Consider the following 16,342-nt stretch of genomic DNA (forward strand, 5'->3'; position numbering starts at 1 on the left):
CCGCCGCGGCGGACCCCGGGACGGGACCGGGATCAGGCCGGGGGCAGGAGGGAGGCGGCCGCCTCGTCGACGAGCCAGATCACCCGCTCGGCCTCGATGCGGGAGGCGGGCACGTCGTCGCCCCGAGCCACCGCGGCGAGGGCCTCGGCCTTGGCCTCGCCCTCGACGGTCACGACCACCAGCCGGGCCCGGGCGATGCCGGCGAGGGTGAGGGTCATCCTCGGGTAGGGGTTGCGACCCGACGGGTCCTCGTTGAGGGCCACCAGCCGGCCGGGGTCGGCCTCCAACGCCGGCGACCCGGCGAACAGCGACGCGGTGTGGCCGTCGGGGCCGAGGCCGAGGTGCACCAGGTCGAACCGGCCCAGGTCCCCGACCCGGAGCTGGTAGGCGTCGACCTCGGCGCAGCGCATCAGGTGGGTCGCGTTGGCCGCCCCGACCCGGTCGAGCAGGGCCTCGCGGGCCAGGAGGTAGTTCGAGTCCTCGTGGTCGTGGGGGACGCAGCGCTCGTCGCCCCAGTACACGTCGACCTTCCACCAGTCGATCCGGGTGGCGGCGTCGGCCGCCAGGCGCTCGTAGCAGCGGCGGGCGGTGTCACCGCCCGAGAGGGCGATCGAGTACGTCTCCTCGGCGCGGGCCCCGAAGGAGTCGATCACCCGCTCGGCGAAGGCGGCGGGGACGTCGGGGACGACCGTGAGGCCGGCGATCGTCACGAGCCCTGGCCGGGCGGGGGGTCGGCCCTCAGCTGCTCGGCCTTCTCGGTGAGGGTGCCGAGGAGGTCGTCGTAGGACGCCTCGAAGGCGGCCACGCCCTCCTTCTCGAGCAGCTCGGTGACGTCGCCCAGGTCGATCCCGACCCGGGCGAGGCGGTCGAGGACCTCGAGGTCGTCCTCGGCGGAGGCGTCGACGGTCCGGGCCACCGTGCCGTGGTCGAGGAAGGCCTCGAGGGTGGCGTCGGGCAGCGTGTTCACCGTGTCGGGCCCGATGAGGGTGTCCACGTAGAGGGTGTCGGGGTAGCTGGGGTCCTTGGTCGAGGTCGACGCCCACAGGGGGCGCTGGACCTTGGCCCCGGCCGCGGCCAGCGCCTCCCAGCGGGGGCCGGAGTAGCGCTCGAGGAAGAGGGCGTAGGCCCGGCGGGCGTTGGCGACGGCGGCCCGGCCCTTCAGGGCGGTGGCCTCGTCGCTGCCGATGGCGTCGAGGCGCCGGTCGACCTCGGCGTCGACCCGGCTGACGAAGAACGACGCCACCGACGACACCCGGCCCACGACCTCGGGGGAGGCGCCCGAGGCGACGAGCTGCTCGAGCCCCGCCTGGTGCGCCTCGATGACCTCGCCGTAGCGGCTCAGGCTGAACAGGAGGGTGACGTTGACGCTGCGGCCCTCGGCGATCATCGCCTGGATGGCGGGCAGGCCCTCGGCGGTCCCGGGGATCTTGACGTAGAGGTTGGGCTCGTCGATCCGCAAGTGGAGGTCGCGGGCGGCGGCGGTCGTGCCCTCGGTGTCGCGGGCCAGGCTGGGGGCGACCTCGACGCTCACGTAGCCGTCGAGACCGTCGCTCTGGTCGTAGGTGGGCCGCAGCACGGCCAGGGCGCCCTCGATGTCTCGGACCACGAGGGCCCAGTAGATGTCCTCGATCGAGAGGCCCTCGGCCAGCCCGGCGGCGAACTGCTCGTCGTAGTCGGCCGATCCGGCGATGGCCTTCTGGAAGATCGACGGGTTGGACGTGACGCCTCGGACCCCCTTGTCGACCCAGGCGGCCAGCTCCCCGCTGTCGAGGAAGCTCCGGCGCAGGTTGTCGAGCCAGGGGCTCTGGCCCTGCTCGTCGTACAGCTCGTGCAGCGTGGTCATGGCAACAGCCCTCCGGGGGACGGGAGAAGGGGTCGGGATCAGACGGGTCCGACGGACGTGTCCTCGACGAGGTCGGCGATCAGCTCGCGGCCGCGCTCGGCCACGTTCTCGGGGGTGAACCCGAGGCGCTCGAGGGCCTCGGTGCCGGGGGCGGACTCGCCGAAGCGGCCGTCGATGCTGACGCTGGCGTCGGCCCACCGGTCCCAGCCGAGGGAGACGCCGGCCTCCACCGCGAGCGTGGGCACGCCGGCCGGGAGGACCTCGTCCTGGTAGTCGAAGTCCTCGGCCGAGAACATGTCCCACGACGGCATCGACACGACCCGGACGGTGCGGCCCTCGGCCCGCAGGATCTCGGCCGCCTCCACGCAGGTGTGGACCTCGGCGCCGGTGCCCAGCAGGACCAGGTCGGGCTCGCCGCCGTCGGTGACGCCACCGAGGACGTACGCCCCCCGGGCCACGCCGTCGGCGCTGGTGCCCTCGAGCACCGGCACCCCCTGGCGGGAGAGGGCCAGGGCGGTCGGGCCCTCCCCGGCGATGGCGACCCTCCACGCCGCCGCCGTCTCGTTGGCGTCGGCGGGGCGGATCATGCGGAGGCGGGGGATGGCCCGCAGGGCCATGAGGTGCTCGATCGGCTGGTGGGTCGGGCCGTCCTCGCCCAGGGCCACCGAGTCGTGGGTGAAGGAGTAGATGACCTTGGCCTGGCTGAGGGCGGCCAGCCGTACGGCGGGGCGGCAGTAGTCGCTGAACTGCATGAACGTGCCGCCGACCGGCAGGACGCCGCCGTGGAGGGCCATCCCGTTCATGGCCGCGGCCATGCCGTGCTCGCGGATGCCGAAGTAGATCTGCCGGCCGGCGGGCTCCTGGCGCGACTGGACGCCGACGCCCTTCAGGGCCGTGCCGGTGTTGCCCGACAGGTCGGCGCCGCCGCCGAGGAGGCCGGGCACGGAGCCCACCAGGGCCTGGAAGACGTCGCCGCTGGCGACCCGGGTGGCGGGCTCCTCGCCCACGTCCCAGCTCGGGAGGGCGCCCTCCCAGCCGGGCACGCCGGTCATGGCCTGGCCGGCGGCCCACGCCGCCTTGTCGCCGTCCCAGGAGTCGAAGCGGGACTGCCACGCCTCGTGGGCGGCCCGGCCCCGGATCCCCGCCTCGCGGTAGAGCTCGAGGACGTCGTCGGGGATGTGGAAGGTCTCGTCGGGCGGGAGGCCCATGACCTCCTTGGTCCGGGCCGCCTCCTCGGCGTCGATGGGGTTCCCGTGGGCCTTGTAGTTGTCCGTGAACCCGGGCGACGGGTAGCCGACCTTGCTCTCGACGACGATCAGCGTGGGACGGTCCTCGTCGGCCTTGGCCGCGACCAGGGCGGCCTCGAGGGCGTCGAGGTCCTCGGACGCCTCGCCCAGCTCGACGACCTCCCAGCCGTAGGCCCGGAAGCGGGCCGGGGTGTCGTCGCTGAAGGTGAGGTCCGTGCGGCCGTCGATCGAGATGTGGTTGTCGTCGTAGACGGCGATCAGGCGCCCGAGGCCCAGGTGGCCGGCGAGGGAGGCGGCCTCGTGGCTGATGCCCTCCTCCAGGTCGCCGTCGGAGACGATCACCCAGGTGTGGTGGTCGACGACGTCCTGGCCGTAGGTGGCCCGCAGCCAGCGCTCGGCCAGCGCCAGGCCCACGGCCTGGCCCAGGCCCTGGCCCAGCGGGCCGGTGGTGACCTCGACGCCGACGGTGTGGCCGGCCTCCGGGTGCCCGGGTGTGGCCGAGCCCCACTGGCGGAACGCCTTGAGGTCGTCCAGGGTCAGGCTCGTGCCGGTGAGGTGCAACATGGCGTACTGCAGGACCGAGGCGTGGCCGGCCGAGAGGACGAAGCGGTCGCGGTCGACCCAGTGGGGCGACTCGGCGTCGTAGGTCATCACCCGCGTCCACAGGACGTGGGCCAGGGGGGCGAGGGCCATCGCCGTGCCCTGGTGGCCGCTGTTGGCCTTGATGGGCATGTCCATGGCCAGGGCCCGGATCACGTTGATGGCGCGCTGCTCGAGATCGGCGTCGGTCACGCCTCGCACACTACCGATACGCCCCCGCCGGCCCCGCGGGCGCCGTAGGGTCCGGTCATGAGCGACGTGGCGACCACCGTGTGGGGCTCGATCCAGGGCCGGGAGATCACCTTCCCCATGGAGGTGGCCGAGATGAACGCCGCCACCCTGCTGTTCTCGGTCCCGGCCGCCGCCGCCGCCCGCCTCCTGCCCGGCGACGACTTCGAGGTCGTCGAGGTGGCGCCGGGGACGGCCCAGCTGGTCGTCGCCCTGTGCGACTACGTCCGGAACCCGTGGGGCGACTACGACGAGGTCAACCTCGGGTTCCTGGCCCGACCCGCGGGGGCCCCGGCGGAGGTCGTCGGCTCGTTCGTGTACCGCATGCCGGTGAACCAGGAGTTCACCTGCGAGGCCGGCAACCGGGTGATGGGGTTCCCCAAGACCGTCGAGGACATCGACGTCACCTACGCCGCCGACGCGGTCCGGGTCGCCCTGGCCACGGCCGAGGGCCCGCAGCTGGCGATCACGCTGCCGCGCGCCGACCCCCTCGGGCCGGCCCAGGGCGTCGAGGCCGCCAGCTACTCGTACCTCGACGGCGTCCCCCACGCCACCGCTCTCCGCATGGACATGGGCACCGGCGTGGTCGACCCGGCCGCCGTCGTCGTCGAGCTGGGCGAGGGCACCATCGCCGACGAGCTCCGGTCTCTGGGCCTGCCCACCACCCCGGACCTGGCCACCTGGGGCGAGGGCCTCACCGCCACGTTCCAGGCCGGCCAGCCCCTCGGGTGAGCGACGGCCGCCGGCGCGTGCTGCCCGGCCTGGCGGCGACCGTCGGGGCGGGCTGCCTGGTCGTGGCCGTCGTGCTGGTCCGAGCGGGCGGCACCGACGACCCGGTGACGGCCCCGACCACCGAGCCCACCTTCCGGTCGGGCGGTCGCACCTTCGCCTACCCGACGCCCGAGCCCGGGGCGACGACGCCGCGGGGCGAGCCGCCGGAGGCACCGGGCGGCGGCGCCCACGTCTTCTCCCGGACCCAGGACGGGTCCGACGACCCGGTGACGTGGGACCCGTGCCGTCCCATCCGCGTCGTGGTCGACGACCGCACGGCCCCCGAGGGGGCGGCGACCCTCCTGGCCGAGGCCCTCGCCGAGGTGGAGCGGGCCACGGGGCTGCGGATCGACGACGAGGGGCCGACCGACGAGCCGCCGGCGGAGGACCGGGCCCCGGTGCAGCCCGACCGCTACGGCGACAGGTGGGCCCCGGTCCTGGTGTCGTGGACCGATCCCGAGACGACTCCGGCGCTGGCGGGAGATGTCGGCGGGCTGGGCGGGAACGTCGCCGTCGCCCCGCCGGACCGGCCCGGGACCGAGGTGCTCGTCACCGGCACCCTGCTCCTCGACGGCCCGCAGATGGGCGCGGCCCTGCGGGTCACCGGCGGGCGCGACCAGGTCCGCTCGGTGCTGCTGCACGAGCTGGGCCACGTGGTCGGCCTGGGCCACGTCGACGACCCCGACGAGCTGATGCACCCCGAGGGCCAGCCGGGGGCGTCGGGCTACGGGCCGGGCGACCGGGCCGGCCTGGCCCGGCTGGGCCGGGGACCCTGCGTCCCCGAGCTGTGACGGCCTGGTCGGCGGCCCGCCGGCGGTCCGGACGGGGGCGGGACCCCGTCCCCGGAGGGCGGCGCCGGACCGCCGGGGGCCGGTAGCGTCCCGGGCCGGGGACGCACACGGAGGACCAGCGGGGATGAGCGACGACGGTGACCAGGCCCGGGACCCACGCGTCCCAGGGCCCCAGGCCCCGGGTGCCGGGGCGACCGTGTCGTGGTCGCCGCCGGGCGCCGCAGCCCCGGCGTCGGCTCCGCCGGCGGCCCCGTCGCCGGGCCCGTCGCCGGGCCCGTCGTGGACGGTCCCGGCCCCGCCCGTCGGCGCCCCGAGCGGGTACGGCCCGCCGGCGTCGGGCCCCCCCGGTGCGTGGCCGCCCGGACCTGGCGGGGTCGGACCCTGGCCACCGCCGGAGCCGGTCCACCGGGGGAGCGGTGCGGCGGTGGGCTTCGGTCTCGCCGTCGTCGCCCTGCTCTGCTCCCTGGTGTTCCTGGCCGGAGCCGTCCTGTACCGCGCCCAGGACGACGACACCGCGTCGGCCGCGGCCGAGGGCGCGACCGAGGAGGTCGCCGCCGAGGCGCCGCCGACGACCCGTGCCGACGGGCGCCTCGCCCCGCCGCCCGTCGCCGCCGCCACCGACGACCCGTTCACCTTCTTCACCACCGAGGCCGACGGTGACCCCGTCGCCTGGGACCCCTGCGACCCCATCGAGTACGTGGTCAACAGCGCCCGCGCCCCCGAGGGGGCCATGGGGATCCTCGACCAGGCCGTGGCCAAGATCGAGGAGGCGACGGGCCTGGTGTTCGTGGACGAGGGCGCCACCGACGAGATGGCCCCGGTCGGCGACGAGGTGCGCCCCGACTCCGACCCCGGCCGCTACGGCGAGGGCTGGTCCCCGGTCCTGATCTCCTGGACCGACGCCATGGCCGACCCCGAGCTCGACGGCGCCGCCGGCCTCGCCCTGCCCAGCTTCCGGGTGGCGGCGTCGGAGGAGGAGGTCTACGTCACCGGCTACGTCGAGATGGCCGGGGACTACGCCGCCGACCTCATCGCCGCCGGGCGCAGCGCCGACGTGCTCGGCGTGATGATGCACGAGCTGGGCCACCTGGTCGGGCTGGGCCACGTCACCCCCTCGGACCAGGTGATGACCGACGACCCCAACAGCACGCCGTCGGAGTGGGGGGACGGCGACCGGGCCGGCCTGGCCCTCGTCGGCACCGGGGAGTGCGAGCCCGACCTCTGAACCGGGGGCTGGCCAGCGCCGAACGAGAACACGTTCTACAGTGCACCTGGACACCCGTCCACCGACCCGCCCGCCGCCCTGAGCGGGTCGGCTGCGCTGCGACGTGCACCTCGAAGGAGACCCGCCATGGCTGACGTCATCGCCCACGACTCGTTCCTCATCGGCGGCGACTGGGTCGCACCGAGGGGCACCGGGACCATCGAGGTCATCAACCCGTCCACCGAGGAGCCCTTCGGGCGGGTCCCGGAGGGGACCACCGACGACATGGACGCCGCCGTCGCCGCCGCCCGGCAGGCGTTCGACCACGGCCCCTGGGCCCAGATGAGCCCCAAGGAGCGGGGCGCCGTCCTGGCCGCCGTGTCGGGCGCCCTCACCGCCGACATGCAGGGGTTGGCCGAGCTGATCTCGGGCGAGATGGGCTGCCCGGTGTCGTGGGGCGTGATGGGGCAGGTCTTCGCGGCGACCATGATCGCCGACCAGTACGTCGGGCTGGCCGACACCTACGAGTTCACCGACACCCGCGCCGGGATGATGGGCCCGTCGGAGGTCCGCAAGGTGCCCTACGGCGTGGTGGCCGCCATCGTGCCGTGGAACGTGCCGGTGTTCGAGGCCATGATCAAGCTGGCCCCCGCCCTCGTCGCCGGCAACACCGTCGTCCTCAAGCCGGCCCCCGAGACGCCGCTGTCGGCCCAGGCGCTGGGCCAGATCTTCCAGGACGCCGGCCTGCCCCCGGGCGTGGTCAACATCGTCCCCGCCGGGCGCGAGGTCGGCGAGCACCTCGTCACCCACCCCGGCGTCGACAAGGTCTCCTTCACCGGGTCGACCGCCGCCGGCCGGCAGATCGCCAGCGTGTGCGGCCAGCTCCTCCGCCCGCTCACCCTCGAGCTGGGGGGCAAGTCGGCGGCGATCATCCTCGACGACGTCGACCTGGCCGACGTCGTGGCCAAGCTGGTCCCCGTCGGCGTGATGAACAACGGCCAGGCCTGCGTGGCCCAGACCCGCATCCTGGCCAGCCGGGACCGCTACGCCGAGGTCGTCGACGCCGTCTCCGAGGCGGTCGGCGCCCTCACCGTCGGCGACGCCCTCGACCCCGCCACCGAGATCGGCCCGCTGGTGGCCGAGCGCCAGCGCGAGCGGGTCCTCGGCTACCTCGACATCGGCCGCGCCGAGGGGGCCCGCGTCACCGTCGGCGGCGGCCGGCCCGCCGGCCTCGACAAGGGCTGGTTCGTCGAGCCCACCGTCTTCGCCGACGCCATCAACGACATGCGCATCGCCCAGGAGGAGATCTTCGGGCCGGTGCTGACGGTGATCCCCTACGACGACGTCGAGGACGCGGTGCGGATCGCCAACGACTCGCCCTACGGCCTGTCCGGCTCGGTCTGGGGCGGCGACCACGAGGCCGCCGCGTCCATCGCCCGCCGCATCCAGAGCGGCACGGTGAACGTCAACACCTTCACCATGGACATGTGCTCGCCCTTCGGCGGGTTCAAGGCCTCGGGCATGGGCCGGGAGCTGGGGCCGGAGGGTCTCGAGGCCTTCCTGCAGACCCAGACGGTCGCCCACGCGGCGCAGGGCTGAGCGGGGTGGCCCTCCCGAGCCCGCGCGACCCCGACGAGCTGCGGGCGGCGCTGTCGCGCTGGCTCACGGACCGCGTCGGCGAGGATGTCGAGGTCATCCGGGCCGCCGGCCCGCCCACCACCGGCTTCAGCAACGAGACGATCCTGGCCGACGCCACGTGGGGCGGGGCCGAGCAGCGCCTCGTCGTGCGGGTCCAGCCGACGACCCACACGGTCTTCCCCGACGACCTCTTCGAGGTCCAGCACCGGGTCATGTCGGCGATCGGCGGGGGATCGGTGCCGGGTCTGCCCGTGCCGACGCTGCGGTGGTACGAGGAGGACCCGTCGATCCTCGGTGCCCCGTTCATGGTCATGGACCGCGTCGACGGCGAGGCCCCCTGCGACAGCCCGCCCTACTCCATGGAGGGCTGGCTCAAGGACGGCGGAGAGGACCTCCAGCGGGCGGTGTGGGAGCGGGGCCTCGACGCCATGGCCGCGGTCCACACCGTCGACTGGCGGACGCTCGGCCTGGCCGACCTCGACCCCTGCCCCGACGGCGGCAGCCGCCTCGGTGCCCGGGTCGACGCGTGGGCCGACTTCCTCGCCTGGTGCTCGCCCCACGCCCGCCAGGAGGTCCCCGAGCTGGGGATCGCCTGGCTGCGGGAGAACCAGCCCCCCGACCTCCCCGACGACGAGGTGGCCCTCTGCTGGGGCGACAGCCGCATCGGCAACCAGCTCTTCGCCGGGCGGGAGTCGGCCGAGACCGTCCGCGTGGCCGCCGTCCTCGACTGGGAGATGGTCCACGTCGGCGACCCCGTCCAGGACCTGGGCTGGTTCACCTGGCTCGACCACACCCTGTCCGCGGGGCTCGACCAGCCCCGGCTGCCGGGCCTCCCGTCCTCGGAGGAGACGGCCGCCCGCTGGGAGGCGGCCACGGGCCGCTCCGCCGCCCACCACCGGTGGGCCGAGATCAACGCCGGCGTCGGCTTCGCCATCGTCATGGTCCGCCTGACCGCCCTGCTCAAGGAGACCGACCTGTTCCCCCAGGACTCCGACTTCGAGCGCACCAACATGGCCTGCGCCGCCCTCGAGCGGGCGCTCGCGGCCATGGACGTCCACCCCTCCGACCTCCACTAGCTCGCTTCTGTCACCCCTGGTCCCCTCCACGGGGGATGAGGATCGACGGAACGGAACAGGAAGAACCGTCATGACCCTCTCGCCGCTCGACGAGCACCCGATCCACGTCCGCCGACCCCGCCCCGCCACCCCAGGGCGACGTCGTCGGACGTGGATGGATCCGTCCGCCGGACAGCCGTCTGGCGGATCCCCCCGCTGCTCCGGAGGTGGCGTGTCGTGACCCTGTCCCCGCTCGACGAGTACCCGATCCACCAGGCGCCGATCTCGATGCGGCACGTGGCCACGTCGGACCGGAACTTCTACGACCGGTACTACTTCAACGCCCACCCCAGCACCGACGAGCTGTTCGCCGTGTTCAGCATCGGCCAGTACCCGAACCTCGGGGTCCAGGACGGCTTCTTGATGGTGGCCGACGCCACCGACCACCGGGTCGTGCGGGCGTCGCGGGCCCTCACCCTCGACCGGATGGACACCAGCTGCGGACCGCTCCGGATCGAGGTGGTCGAGCCCCTCCAGGTCGTCCGGGTCGTCTGCGAGGAGGGCGACCGCGGGCTGGCCTGCGACATGACGTGGACCGGGGCCATCCCCGCCCACGAGGAGCCGGGCCAGGTGATGCGGCTCAACGAGCGCCAGACCTTCGACTCGATGCGCTACGCCCAGACCGGCCGCTGGGAGGGCTGGCTCGAGGTCGCCGGCACCCGCCACGAGGTCACCCCCGACCACTGGTGGGGGAGCCGCGACCGCTCGTGGGGCATCCGCCCGGTGGGCGAGCCCGAGCCGCCCGGCATCCAGGGCGCCCGTCCCCTGGAGGGCTTCTACTGGATCTACTGCCCGATGCAGTTCGACGAGTTCTCGATCCTGTGCATCTACCAGGACCAGCCCGACGGCTCCCCGGTCGTCCGCCAGGCGGTGCGGGTCTGGCCCGACGGCCGGACCGACGACCTGGGCACCCCGACCATCGACATCCGCTTCGAGGAGGGCACCCGCAACGCCCTCGGCGCGACCTGGCACCTGACCGACGAGGGCAAGCCGCTCGACATCGACGTCGAGGTGCTGCTGCCGGTCCACCTGAGCAAGGCCACGGGCTACGGCTCGGAGCCGGACTGGCGCCACGGCATGTGGCAGGGCGACCTGGTGGTGCAGGACCTGCACTTCGACCTGACCGACCCGGAGGTGCTGGCCTCCATCTGGGGCATCAAGGAGAGCGTCAGCCGCTTCACCTGCGGCGAGCACGTCGGCCACGGGCTCTTCGAGTGGCTGCTGATCGGTCGCCACGACCCCAGCGGCTGGACCGGCTGGTAGCGGACGCCGACCGGTGACCGCCGGGCGCCGGTCGGCGGTCAGGCGTCGAGGACGAGCGTGGACGCGGTGTAGCCGTGGAGGCGGTTGACGCCGCCGATGGGCCCGATCTCGCCGGCGCAGGCCATGCCGGCGACGGCGGGGCCGACGGCCTCGACCACCAGCTCGGCGTCGTGGTCGGGGTCGCCGAAGAACGCCGTCCCCCGCCCGTTGCACGTGAACAGCAACGCCCCGCGCGTGCGCGGCGCCCGAGGCCGGGCGACCTCGGCCATGAGCGACCGCAGCTCGTCGTCGGCGCTGGCCGCGTCGCGGACGTGGAACTGCACGGTCGTGCCCACCTCCACCTGGGCCCCGATGGCGACCGCCCGCCGGTCGGGGTCGACGCCGGTCACGTTGCGGATCAGGAAGTCGCCGGTGCGGAACTCGGGCTGGGTCTCGTCGACCACCACGCCGATCTGGGGGCCCAGCTCGAAGATCGAGCGGTCGCCGTCGCCCAGCGACTCGGCCGACGCGAGCAGGCGGTCGAGGGCGGGCTGGCCGGCGAGGCCGAGCAGCAGCTGGCCGTCCACCTCGGTGACGATCATGGGGTCGCCGACGGGCCGGCAGCCCTGGGACACGACCGGGCGGCCCACGGTGCCCGGCGGGAGCAGCACCCCGACGGCGCCGTCGCGGTGGACCGCGTCGTCGAGGACCAGGTGGTTGCCCCCCGGGCCGCGGGCGGCCGACGCCAGGCCGCCGACGACCGTCAGGTCGGGGAGGTCGCCGGCCATGGTGGCCAGGAGGGCGTCGAGCGGGAGGCTGAACGGGTCGGCCAGGAGGAGCAGCGTCCGGGGCCCGCCCTCGCCGGCCGCCTGGGGGACGCCGAGGATCCGCACGCCGCCGTCGGTCGGGTGGGCGGTGATGCGGACGGGGAGGACGGGGCCGGTGCGCCCGGCCCACAGGGCGATGGCCGGGCCCTCCTCGACCTCGCGTCGGCCGCCGATCACCGTGCTGGCGGCCGCCCCGACGAGGCAGCCGGGCCGGAGGGTGGCGCGGACCGCGGCGGCGATGTCGTCGGCCGCGCCGGCCACGGCTGGGGAGAGGAAGAGCACCGCCAGGTCGGGCGCGGGGCCGATCTCGTCGAGCACCGCGCCGACGACCTCGCCCACGGCCTCGGGGGGCGAGGGGTGCTCGGAGAGGGCGGCGGCGAAGGCCATCGATGGACCCGCCTCAGTCGACCGGGGGCAGCAGCGTCAGGGGGACGACCGTCGTCGGTCCGCCGTCGAGGCGGCAGTGGGCCTCGACGACCTCGTAGTCCGTGAACTCCAGCTGGGCCCGCACGAGGCGGTAGTTGAACTTGCCCGGCTCCACCTGCAGCGGCTGCACGTTCCGGGCGACCTGCTCCTCGCCCCGCCGGTACACGACCTCCAGCGCGCCCTGGCCGGGCTCGTCGGGCCGGCAGCGGACCAGGACGAGGAGGTGCGGCTCGAGGGTCACGGGCACGGGGGCCGGGGCGGCGAGGGAGAAGTGCACCCCGGTGAGGTCGATGCGCGTCGAGGGCCCGGGGACCTGGCGCATCTCCATCTCCTCGATGAAGACGGCGGCGACGATGTCCATGGCGACCCACCGTAGGGGTCGTCGTCGTCAGCCGTGGACCTGGTGGCCGCCGATCCAGGTGCCGGTGGCCCGCAGGGAGGTGGGGTCGAGGGCGACGATGTCGGCGTGGCGGCCGGCGGCGAGGGCGCCCCGGTCGTGCAGCCCCAGGAGCTGGGCCGGCGTCGTCGCCGCGGCCCGGACGGCGCGCTCGAGCGACACCCCGACCCGCTGGACGACGAGCCCGACGGCGGCGTCCATCGTCAGCGACGAGCCGGCCAGCGTCCCGTCGGGCAGCCGGGGGGCGCGACCGTCGTGGGTGAGCCCGATCGACCCGACCCGACCGGCTCGCCAGGCCACGGCGTCGGTGACGAGGACGACCCGCCCGTCGGGCTTGCACCGGAAGGCGACGTCGATCGCCGCCGGGTGGACGTGGACCCCGTCGGCGATGAGCGACACCGTGACCCGGTCGTCGGTGAGGAAGGCGCCGACCAGCCCGGGCTCGCGGTGGTGGAGGCCGGACATGGCGTTGTAGCCGTGGGTGACGAGGCGGGCCCCGGCGTCGATCGCCGCCGTCGCCTGGTCCAGGGTCGCGGACGAGTGCCCGACGGCGACGACCGTCCGCCCGGCCGAGAGGGCCCGGATGGCGTCGCCGGCCCCGTCGACCTCGGCTCCGAGGGTCACCAACCGCACGACGGGCGGCAGGGCGGCCAGCCACGTCGGGTCGGGGGGGCGCACCAGGGCCGAGGGGTGGGCGCCGTGGGCGCCGCCGAGGAACGGGCCCTCGAGGTGGGCGCCGGCGATCCGGGGCCGCGCCCCGGGCCGGGCGGCGGCCTCGGCGATGCGGTCGAGGCGGTCGGCGTAGGCGTCGAGCGGGGCGGTGACCAGCGTGGGGAGCCACGTCGTGGTGCCCTGGGCGGCGAGCAGCCCGTCGAGGCGGTCCCAGTCGGCGGGGGAGCAGGCGGCGGCCACGTCGACGTCCTCCACCCCGTTGACCTGGAGGTCGACGAAGCCCGGGGCCAGGATCCGCTCGGGCACGGGCCCGGTGGTGGGGACGACCGAGGTGATCCGCCCGTCGTCCACCTCGACCAGGCCGGGGGCGAGCACGCCCATCGGCGTCACCACCTGGGAGGCGGCGAGGACGGTCATGACCAGCGAGGCTACGTCGACCGGACGGCCCCGGTACCCTCGGCCCCGATGAGCGACGGAGGGGTGACGACGCGGGAGGCGATCATCGTCGAGGCCCGGCGCTGCTTCGCCGAGAAGGGCTTCGACGGCACCTCGCTCAACGACATCGCCGCCGGCGTCGGCATCCGCCGCCCCAGCATCCTCCACCACTTCCCGTCGAAGGAGGCGATCTACGCCGAGGTCTTCCTCGGGGTGATGGCCCAGTGGTCGGCCCAGGTCGAGCAGGCCGTCGAGGAACCGGTCCGCGAGGGGTGGAACAAGGTCGACCACGTCCTGACCGCCGGGTTCATGTTCTTCCAGGAGAACCCCGACTTCGTCCGCATCGCCCGGCGGGAGGCGCTCGAGGGTGGCCAGCACCTCCCGATGGACCTGGGCAAGGTGCTGCGCCCGCACTTCCAGCGGGCGGTGGCCTACTTCCAGCGGGAGATGGACGCCGGCCGGCTCCGCCCGCACGACCCGGAGCACATCATCCTCTCGGGCATCGGCGCCCTGATGAGCTACTTCAGCGACGGCCCCTTCCTCACCGGCCTCCTCGACCGGGACCCGTACACCGACGAGGAGCTGGAGGTGCGGCTCGAGGAGGTCCGGGGCCTGTTCCGCTCCGCCCTCCAGCCCGACTCGGAGCGGTAGGGAGCCGACCGGGGCGCGCGGGTAGGTTCCGGCGTCGTGTCGACCACCTCCAGCCGCACCCTGTCCGAGGCCGCCTCCAAGGCCCTGCTCCGAGGTCACGGGGTGCCCCTCCTGGACGAGCGGGTGGTGGCGACCGTCCCGGAGGCCGTCGCCGCCGCCGCCGAGATCGGCCACCCGGTCGTGGTGAAGCTGTGCGGCGACGCCATCGCCCACAAGACCGAGCGGGGCCTGGTCCGCCTCGGCCTGGGCGACGCCACCGCCGTCGAGCACGCGTCCGAGGCCCTGCTGGCCGCGGCCACCCCCGACGACGGCGAGGTCAGCCTCCTCGTCGCCCCGATGGTGAAGGGCACCCGGGAGCTGATCGCCGGCGTCAGCCGGGACCCGCAGTTCGGGCCGACGGTGCTGCTGGGGGTGGGCGGCATCCTGGCCGAGGCGGTCGGCGACGCCGTCGTGCGCCTCGTGCCCCTCACCCGGGCCGACGCCGAGGACATGATCGACGACCTGGCCACCCAGGCCCTGCTGGCGGAGTTCCGGGGCGAGCCCGCCGTCGACCGCGCCGCCCTGGTCGACGTGCTCCTCGGCCTCTCGGCCGCGGCCGAGTCCGACCCGACGATCGAGGCCATCGACCTCAACCCGCTGATCGTCGTGGACGGCCGCCCGATCGCGGTGGACGCCCTGGTCGAGCGGTCCGACCCGGCGGCCCCCGCCGCCCCGGCCGCCACCCGGGCCCGCCCCACGCCCGAGCAGTTCCGGGCCCTGTTCTCGCCCCGGGGCATCGTGGTGGCCGGGGCGTCCACCCACCCCGGCAAGTTCGGGTTCGTCACCCTGCACAACATCCTGGCCTGCGGCTACGAGGGGAAGGTCTTCGCCACCAACCGCGACGGCGCCGAGGTCCTGGGCGTCACCTGCGTGCCCGACATCGCCGAGGTGCCCGACGGGGAGGCCGACCTCGTCGTCGTCTGCACCCCTGCCAGCGCCAACCCCGACCTGCTGCGGGGCGCGGCGGCCAAGGGCATCACGGCCGCCTTCCTCACCAGCGCCGGGTACGGCGAGGCCGGCCCCGAGGGCGTGCGGGCCCAGGAGGAGCTGGTGGCCCTCTGCGCCGAGCTGGGGATCCTGCTCGCCGGGCCCAACGGCCAGGGCGTGGTGTCGACCCCGGCGCGGCTGTGCGCCCAGATCGTCGCCCCCTACCCGCCGGCGGGACGGATCGGGGTGGCCAGCCAGTCGGGCAACTTCGTCTCCAGCTTCGAGAACCTGGCCGTGGCCACCGGCGTCGGCATCAGCCGGGCCATCAGCGCCGGCAACGCCGCCGCCGTCACCGTCCCGGACTACCTCGCCCACTTCGCCGACGACCCCGAGACCGCCGTGGGGTTGGCCTACGTCGAGGGCGTCCCCGACGGGCGGGCCTTCGCCGAGTCGCTGGCCCCCGTCGCCGCCCGCCAGCCGCTCGTCCTCCTCAAGGGCGGGGCCACCGCCGGCGGCCAGAGGGCGGCGGCCAGCCACACCGGATCGCTGGCCACCGACGACCGCGTCTTCGACGGCGCGGCGCGCCAGCTCGGCATCACCCGCGCCGCGAGCGTGGAGGACGCCTTCGAGGCCGCCGCCTCGTTCGCCACCCAGCCGCTCCCGGCCGGTCCCCGGACCGTCGTGATGACCACCGCCGGCGGGTGGGGTGTGGTGTGCGCCGATGCCATCACCCGCTCCGACCTCGAGCTGCTGGCCCTGCCCGACGACCTGCGCGCCGCCATCGACGAGCACCTCCCACCCCGGTGGAGCAAGAGCAACCCGGTGGACCTGGCCGGCGGCGAGACTCGCGACACCATCCCCACGGTGATGGAGCTCATCGCCCGCCACGACGAGGTCGACGCCGTGATCTACCTGGGCCTCGGGATCCAGGCGAACCAGGCCCGCCTGATGCGCGACGGCGGGTTCCACCCCGACCACGGCATCGGTCGGATCGTGGACTACCACGAGCGCCAGGACGCCCGCTTCGCCCAGGCCGCGGCCGACATCGCCGACGCCACCGGCAAGCCCATCCTCGTCGCCACCGAGCTGGCGGTGGCCGACCCGGCCAACCCCGGTCCGGCGACCGTCCGGGCCACCGGCCGGCTCTGCTACCCCACGGCCGACCGCGCCGTCCGAGCCCTCGAGCACCTCTGGCGCCGACGCCAGTGGCTCGATCGGCACGTCTGACGCCGGGCCGGCCGGACCCCCCGGAGTGGTCCGGCACCCGCCGGGCAGGGCGGGGCACCATG

General features: G+C 74.9%; 14 protein-coding genes. 8 read left to right on the forward strand and 6 right to left on the reverse strand.

Going from position 1 to position 16,342, the window contains the following annotated elements:
• Window positions 1-32: 32 nt before the first annotated feature.
• Genes pgl through tkt form a run of 3 tightly spaced genes read right to left on the reverse strand, consistent with a single transcriptional unit; the run spans window position 33 to window position 3,882 of the window.
• Window positions 33-710, reverse strand: coding sequence for a 6-phosphogluconolactonase (gene pgl, locus HC251_RS10885; RefSeq protein ID WP_219945306.1), 678 nt, complete (start codon window positions 708-710; stop codon window positions 33-35).
• Entirely contained in the window at window positions 707-1,843 is a 1,137-nt protein-coding gene (tal, locus tag HC251_RS10890; protein ID WP_219945307.1) for a transaldolase, read from the reverse strand. The genes pgl and tal overlap by 4 nt, the downstream gene beginning before the upstream one ends.
• Window positions 1,844-1,881: 38 nt before the next feature.
• Window positions 1,882-3,882, reverse strand: a complete 2,001-nt coding sequence (tkt, locus tag HC251_RS10895; RefSeq protein WP_219945308.1) for a transketolase — start codon at window positions 3,880-3,882, stop codon at window positions 1,882-1,884.
• A 57-nt stretch (window positions 3,883-3,939) separates the two neighbouring features.
• On the opposite strand from tkt, the gene HC251_RS10900 reads away from it, so the two are divergent.
• The 6 genes from HC251_RS10900 (at window position 3,940) to HC251_RS10925 (ending at window position 10,700) form a co-directional block, all read left to right on the forward strand.
• Window positions 3,940-4,650, forward strand: coding sequence for an acetoacetate decarboxylase family protein (locus tag HC251_RS10900; RefSeq protein WP_219945309.1), 711 nt, complete (start codon window positions 3,940-3,942; stop codon window positions 4,648-4,650).
• The gene (locus tag HC251_RS10905; RefSeq protein ID WP_219945310.1) at window positions 4,647-5,480 is read left to right on the forward strand and encodes a matrixin family metalloprotease; all 834 of its coding nucleotides are present in this window, start codon (window positions 4,647-4,649) and stop codon (window positions 5,478-5,480) included. Before HC251_RS10900 ends, HC251_RS10905 begins: the two co-directional genes overlap by 4 nt.
• 424 nt (window positions 5,481-5,904) lie before the next feature.
• Window positions 5,905-6,705: a hypothetical protein gene (locus HC251_RS10910; RefSeq protein ID WP_219945311.1), complete on the forward strand. Its 801-nt coding sequence runs from the start codon at window positions 5,905-5,907 to the stop codon at window positions 6,703-6,705.
• 126 nt (window positions 6,706-6,831) lie between these two features.
• Entirely contained in the window at window positions 6,832-8,283 is a 1,452-nt protein-coding gene (locus HC251_RS10915) for an aldehyde dehydrogenase (RefSeq protein ID WP_219945312.1), read from the forward strand.
• A 5-nt stretch (window positions 8,284-8,288) separates the two neighbouring features.
• Window positions 8,289-9,398 carry a phosphotransferase family protein gene (locus HC251_RS10920; protein WP_219945313.1) on the forward strand — a complete coding sequence of 370 codons (1,110 nt, stop codon included), beginning with the start codon at window positions 8,289-8,291 and terminating at the stop codon, window positions 9,396-9,398.
• A 216-nt stretch (window positions 9,399-9,614) separates the two neighbouring features.
• On the forward strand, window positions 9,615-10,700 hold the full coding sequence (locus HC251_RS10925; protein WP_219945314.1) for a hypothetical protein: 1,086 nt from the start codon (window positions 9,615-9,617) through the stop codon (window positions 10,698-10,700).
• Between the two features lie 38 nt (window positions 10,701-10,738).
• On the opposite strand, the gene HC251_RS10930 is transcribed toward HC251_RS10925, so the two are convergent.
• From HC251_RS10930 to HC251_RS10940, 3 genes are read right to left on the reverse strand one after another with little or no spacing between them, the layout of a single operon-like run.
• Window positions 10,739-11,893: an FIST N-terminal domain-containing protein gene (locus HC251_RS10930; protein ID WP_219945315.1), complete on the reverse strand. Its 1,155-nt coding sequence runs from the start codon at window positions 11,891-11,893 to the stop codon at window positions 10,739-10,741.
• Window positions 11,894-11,906: 13 nt separating this feature from the next.
• Entirely contained in the window at window positions 11,907-12,293 is a 387-nt protein-coding gene (locus tag HC251_RS10935; protein ID WP_219945316.1) for a hypothetical protein, read from the reverse strand.
• Between the two features lie 27 nt (window positions 12,294-12,320).
• A complete protein-coding gene (locus HC251_RS10940) occupies window positions 12,321-13,418 on the reverse strand; it encodes an N-acetylglucosamine-6-phosphate deacetylase (RefSeq protein WP_219945317.1) in 1,098 nt (365 codons plus the stop codon).
• A gap of 48 nt (window positions 13,419-13,466) precedes the next feature.
• Here HC251_RS10940 and HC251_RS10945 point away from each other — a divergent pair, with 48 nt between their 5' ends.
• Both HC251_RS10945 and HC251_RS10950 read left to right on the forward strand, forming a co-directional pair.
• Window positions 13,467-14,087: a TetR/AcrR family transcriptional regulator gene (locus tag HC251_RS10945; RefSeq protein ID WP_219945318.1), complete on the forward strand. Its 621-nt coding sequence runs from the start codon at window positions 13,467-13,469 to the stop codon at window positions 14,085-14,087.
• Window positions 14,088-14,123: 36 nt separating this feature from the next.
• Window positions 14,124-16,280, forward strand: coding sequence for an acetate--CoA ligase family protein (locus HC251_RS10950; RefSeq protein WP_219945319.1), 2,157 nt, complete (start codon window positions 14,124-14,126; stop codon window positions 16,278-16,280).
• Window positions 16,281-16,342 lie beyond the last annotated feature (62 nt).

Origin of the sequence: Iamia sp. SCSIO 61187 (genome assembly GCF_019443745.1) — a bacterium.
GTDB lineage: Bacteria > Actinomycetota > Acidimicrobiia > Acidimicrobiales > Iamiaceae > Iamia.

What these genes read in the sequence shown, in the direction of transcription:
- tal (WP_219945307.1), bottom strand. Translation starts at nt 1,843, where the DNA reads ATGACCACGCTGCACGAGCTGTACGACGAGCAGGGCCAGAGCCCCTGG.
- HC251_RS10940 (WP_219945317.1), bottom strand. Translation starts at nt 13,418, where the DNA reads ATGACCGTCCTCGCCGCCTCCCAGGTGGTGACGCCGATGGGCGTGCTC.
- HC251_RS10930 (WP_219945315.1), bottom strand. Translation starts at nt 11,893, where the DNA reads ATGGCCTTCGCCGCCGCCCTCTCCGAGCACCCCTCGCCCCCCGAGGCC.
- HC251_RS10945 (WP_219945318.1), top strand. Translation starts at nt 13,467, where the DNA reads ATGAGCGACGGAGGGGTGACGACGCGGGAGGCGATCATCGTCGAGGCC.
- HC251_RS10900 (WP_219945309.1), top strand. Translation starts at nt 3,940, where the DNA reads ATGAGCGACGTGGCGACCACCGTGTGGGGCTCGATCCAGGGCCGGGAG.
- HC251_RS10935 (WP_219945316.1), bottom strand. Translation starts at nt 12,293, where the DNA reads ATGGACATCGTCGCCGCCGTCTTCATCGAGGAGATGGAGATGCGCCAG.
- HC251_RS10915 (WP_219945312.1), top strand. Translation starts at nt 6,832, where the DNA reads ATGGCTGACGTCATCGCCCACGACTCGTTCCTCATCGGCGGCGACTGG.